This window comes from Brevundimonas sp., from assembly GCF_036405315.1.
Classification (GTDB): domain Bacteria; phylum Pseudomonadota; class Alphaproteobacteria; order Caulobacterales; family Caulobacteraceae; genus Brevundimonas.
The window spans coordinates 1-4136 of record NZ_DASWXW010000079.1 but is presented as its reverse complement, the minus strand read 5'-3'; the positions used below and the strand labels follow the sequence as shown (position 1 = coordinate 4136).

At 66.8% G+C, this 4136-nt stretch carries 5 protein-coding genes; 1 reads left to right on the top strand and 4 read right to left on the bottom strand.

The annotated features are described in order from the left end of the window. The coding region (proS, locus tag VGE49_RS05040) for a proline--tRNA ligase (protein WP_331033481.1) at positions 1-1142 on the bottom strand (1142 nt) is incomplete at its 3' end. Positions 1143-1202: 60 nt separating this feature from the next. Continuing rightward, positions 1203-1469 carry a DUF1467 family protein gene (locus VGE49_RS05035; protein WP_331033480.1) on the bottom strand — a complete coding sequence of 89 codons (267 nt, stop codon included), beginning with the start codon at positions 1467-1469 and terminating at the stop codon, positions 1203-1205. A gap of 88 nt (positions 1470-1557) precedes the next feature. On the opposite strand from VGE49_RS05035, the gene VGE49_RS05030 reads away from it, so the two are divergent. Then, positions 1558-1917: a 5-carboxymethyl-2-hydroxymuconate Delta-isomerase gene (locus tag VGE49_RS05030; RefSeq protein WP_331033479.1), complete on the top strand. Its 360-nt coding sequence runs from the start codon at positions 1558-1560 to the stop codon at positions 1915-1917. A gap of 188 nt (positions 1918-2105) precedes the next feature. Here VGE49_RS05030 and VGE49_RS05025 read toward each other — a convergent pair whose 3' ends face one another. Both VGE49_RS05025 and VGE49_RS05020 read right to left on the bottom strand, forming a co-directional pair. Beyond that, a complete protein-coding gene (locus VGE49_RS05025; RefSeq protein WP_331033478.1) occupies positions 2106-2444 on the bottom strand; it encodes a DUF3088 family protein in 339 nt (112 codons plus the stop codon). Beyond that, positions 2444-4120 carry a ribonuclease J gene (locus VGE49_RS05020; RefSeq protein WP_331033477.1) on the bottom strand — a complete coding sequence of 559 codons (1677 nt, stop codon included), beginning with the start codon at positions 4118-4120 and terminating at the stop codon, positions 2444-2446. The genes VGE49_RS05025 and VGE49_RS05020 overlap by 1 nt, the downstream gene beginning before the upstream one ends. Between the last annotated feature and the right edge of the window lie 16 nt (positions 4121-4136).

The window sequence follows — 4136 nt, the reverse complement described above, 5'->3', positions numbered from 1 at the left end:
TCGTCGTAGAGGACGTCCTTGCCCAGGGCTTCCAGCTTGGCCACGGCCTCTTCACAGGCGGCCGAGACGGCTTCGTCGCTGGCGCGCAGGTTGATCACCACCACGTCGAACGGGGCGACCGAGTCCGGCCAGATGATGCCGCCGGCGTCGTGGCTGGCCTCGATGATGGCGCCCAGCAGGCGCGACACGCCGACGCCGTAGCTGCCCATGTGGACCTCGGTGTCCTGGCCGTCCGGTCCGGCGACCTTGGCCTTCATCGGGGCCGAGTATTTCGTGCCGAAGTAGAAGATGTGGCCGACCTCGATGCCGCGCGCCGACAGGCGGTCGCCCTCGGCGGTCTGGGCCTCGAACTGGGCCGCGTCGTGCATTTCCTCGGTCGCGGCGTAGAGGGCCGTGCGCTCGTTGAACACGCCTTCCAGCTGTTCGACGCTGAGGTTGTGGCCGGGCGCGTCCATCTCGACCAGCTTGCGGTCGCAGAAGACCTCGCTCTCGCCGGTCTCGGCCAGGACGATGAACTCGTGGCTCAGGTCGCCGCCGATCGGGCCGGTGTCGGCGCGCATCGGCACCGCCTTCAGGCCCAGGCGAGCGAAGGTGTTCAGGTAGGCCGCGAACATGCGCTTGTAGGCGATGCGGGCCGAGGCCTCGTCCAGATCGAAGGAATAGGCGTCCTTCATCAGGAACTCGCGACCGCGCATGACGCCGAAGCGCGGGCGGCGCTCGTCGCGGAACTTCCACTGGATGTGGAAGAGGTTCAGCGGCAGGGCCTTGTACGACTTCACATAGGCCCGGAAGATATCCGTGACCATTTCCTCGTTGGTCGGTCCGTACAGCAGCTCGCGCTCATGGCGGTCGGTGATGCGCAGCATTTCCGGGCCGTAGGCGTCGTAACGGCCGCTCTCGCGCCACAGGTCAGCCAGTTGCAGCGTCGGCATCAGCAGTTCGACGGCGCCGGCCTTGACCTGCTCCTCGCGGACGATGTTCTCGATCTTGCGCAGCACCCGCAGGCCCAGCGGCAGCCAGGCGTAGATGCCGGCGGCCTCCTGCTTGATCATGCCCGCGCGCAGCATCAGCTGATGCGACACGATCTGGGCGTCGGAGGGGGCTTCTTTCAGGGTCGGCAGGAAGTAGCGCGACAGGCGCATGGCGGGAATCTCTGCAAAATCAGTCTGGCCCGAGTTTTAAACGGGCGAATGGGGCGAAAGCTAGAGCGCAGGGCCGCGCGAGAAGTCCGGCAGCGGCATCCATCCGGTCCAGACGATGAAGACGATGAAGGCCCAGACGATGGCCGACACCCAGGTCGTGGTGATGAATTTCTTCTTCAGCTGCGGATTGGCGGGGGCGCCCCACTGGCTGCCGTCGGTCGGCGGCGCCTCGACCTGCTTCGACGAGCCCAAAGGCAGGATCGTGAACAGCACGATCCACCACGAGGTCAGATACAGCGCCACCAGGGTGAAGGGGCCAAGAGGCATGGGCGGTCATCCATAGGTTCGGGCGCCCTTCCGCATTCCGTCCGCGTCGGGGGCGGGCTAAGAAACGGCGCGAAACAAGGACGTCCTCATGCCACAGATCACCCTGGAACACTCCCCCCATTTCGACGGGACCGATTGGCGCGCCCTGGCGCTGGATATTCACAAGCTGTGCGTCGACGTGGTCGGCGCCACGACCCAGGCCTGCAAGACGCGCATCGTGCGCTGCGACGACCTGATCATCGCCGACGGCGACCCGGCCCAGGCCATGGTCCACTGTGACCTGCGCATCCTGACCGGACGGACCCAGGAGCAGAAGACGGCGTTGGGCGAAGCGGTGCAGGCCGCCCTGCTGGCGGGGGTGAAGCCCTATGACGGACCCGCGCAGATTTCCGTCGAGATCGGGAACCTGGACAAGGACAACTACCGCAAGGTCACGCTGGGGAGCTAATCTTCGGAATAGCCCTCCCGCTCGAGGGGGGAGGGTTGGGTGGGGGTGTAGCCTCAGTATTGACCGATCAAGCGCCGAAGACGTCGACCGTCCCGCCTCACCCGCCACATCTCCAAGCTCGGCGCACGCACCCCCATCCCCGGCCCTTCCCCCCTCGAGGGGGAAAGGGAGCTCATGAGGAGATATCCTTACGGGTGCGGACGCCCGATGCCGTAGCGCGCCGCCCAATAGGGCAGGATGTCGTCGTCCTGCAGGAAACGGGCGCCGGTCTCTGCGCTGACCTGGGCGTCCGGCCAGTCGAACTCACCGTCCAGCACCAGCAGCGGGCAGCTCTGGTTGGCCTCCCCCACCTCGGCCACCACGGCGGCGCGCGGGCGCGGATGGTCCAGGTGCGTGACCTGGACCTGCTCGCGCAGGCGCGGATAGAGGCTCAGCACCCCTTCAATCCGGGCGCCGGGCGGGCAATACCAGGGCCCGCCCTGATCGTCGAACCAGTCAGGGTTCAGCAGAAAGAGCCGATCCGCCATTACAGCCTCAGGATCACGGTTTCGACGATGGGACGGCGATCCCACACCTGCTGGCTGGCCTTCTTCAGGGCGCGGCTGACGGCCTGTTCGACCACCATTTCGTCGTCGAGGGCCTCGCCCTTCAGCTTGCGAACCGCCTGTTCGGCGCGCTCGGCCAGATCGTCGAGGATGTCGCCCAGGGGACGGTCCGCGTCGCCCGGCAGGCCGATGCCGCGCACGTCGATGTCGCTGACGATCTTGCCGCGCTTGTCCATGGCGAAGCTGACGACCAGGACGCCGTTCGACGCCGCGTGCTTGCGCTCGCGCAGGGCCTCGCCCGCCTCCTCGACCAGCATGCCGCCGTCTACGAACAGACGGCCCGAGGGCACTTCGTCGATGATGGCCGCGGGCCCGGGGGCCAGACGCACCATGTCGCCGTTGCGCGGCGTCACGGTTTCCGGGACCTGCATGTCCTTGGCCAGGTTGGCGTGTTCCATCAGGTGACGGCGCATGCCGTGGGTCGGCACCGCGATCCGCGGGCGGGCCCAGTTGTACATCTGGCGCAGTTCGTCACGGCACGGGTGCCCCGAAACGTGGATGCCCGGATGATCCTTCTCGGTGTAGAGGCGCACGCCCCGGTCGGCCATCTTGTCCTGCAGGCGCCCGATCGAAAGCTCGTTGCCCGGAATGACCCGCGACGAGAAGATGCAGTGATCGCCCTTGCCCAGCTTGATGAAGGGATGGGTGCCTTCGGCCACGCGCGACAGGGCCGCGCGGACCTCGCCCTGGCTGCCGGTGCAGAGATACAGGATCTCGTCCTCGGGCCAGACGCGGGCCTCCTGTTCCGACAGGAAGGGTTTGACGTCGCTCAGCATCCCGACCGACTTGGCGGCGGCGGTGATGCGGTGCATCGAGCGCCCGGCCAGGGCCACGCGGCGGCCGGCGGCCTCGGCGGCGCGGATCACGCTGTCCATACGGGCGACGTTGGAGGCGAAGCAGCCCACGGCGACGCGGCCCTTCAGGTCCTTGATGAGGGCGGCAAGCGCCACCTTCACGTCGCCCTCGGAACCGGCCACGCCGTCCACGAAGACGTTGGTGCTGTCGCAGACCATGGCCAGCACGCCCTCGTCGCCGAGGCGCTGGATGGTCTCGACGTCGGTGCGCTCGCCCACGACCGGATCATTGTCGATCTTCCAGTCGCCGGTGTGCAGGACGGTGCCCAGAGGGGTCTTGATGGCCAGGCCGTTGGGCTCGGCGATCGAGTGGGTGATGGTGACGAAGGTCACGTCGAACGGACCCAGGTTCAGGTCGCCGCCCAGCGGGATCTCGTTCAGTTCGACATCATCCAGGATGTTGGCGTCGCGCAGCTTCTCGCGGATCAGATAGGCAGTGAAGGGCGTCGCATACAGCGGCGCCTTGATGCGCGGCCACAGCCAGCCCAGGGCGCCGATGTGGTCCTCGTGGGCGTGCGTCAGCACGATGCCCAGGATGTTCTCACCTTCCAGGAAGGTGGGATCGGGCACGATCACGTCCACGCCGGGCGTGGAGGGGTCGCCGAAGGTCACGCCGACATCGACGATGATCCACTTGCGGTCATGCGCCGGGCCGAAACCATAGGCGTTCAGGTTCATGCCGACCTCGTTCGAGCCGCCCAGCGGCAGGAAGACGAGTTCGTCGTTTTGAGTTTTCTTTGTCATACGTCCCTAGAGATGG

Coding starts and splice junctions, on each gene's coding strand:
- VGE49_RS05035 (WP_331033480.1), bottom strand. CDS start 1,469: ATGCCTCTTGGCCCCTTCACCCTGGTGGCGCTGTATCTGACCTCGTGG.
- VGE49_RS05030 (WP_331033479.1), top strand. CDS start 1,558: ATGCCACAGATCACCCTGGAACACTCCCCCCATTTCGACGGGACCGAT.
- VGE49_RS05025 (WP_331033478.1), bottom strand. CDS start 2,444: ATGGCGGATCGGCTCTTTCTGCTGAACCCTGACTGGTTCGACGATCAG.
- VGE49_RS05020 (WP_331033477.1), bottom strand. CDS start 4,120: ATGACAAAGAAAACTCAAAACGACGAACTCGTCTTCCTGCCGCTGGGC.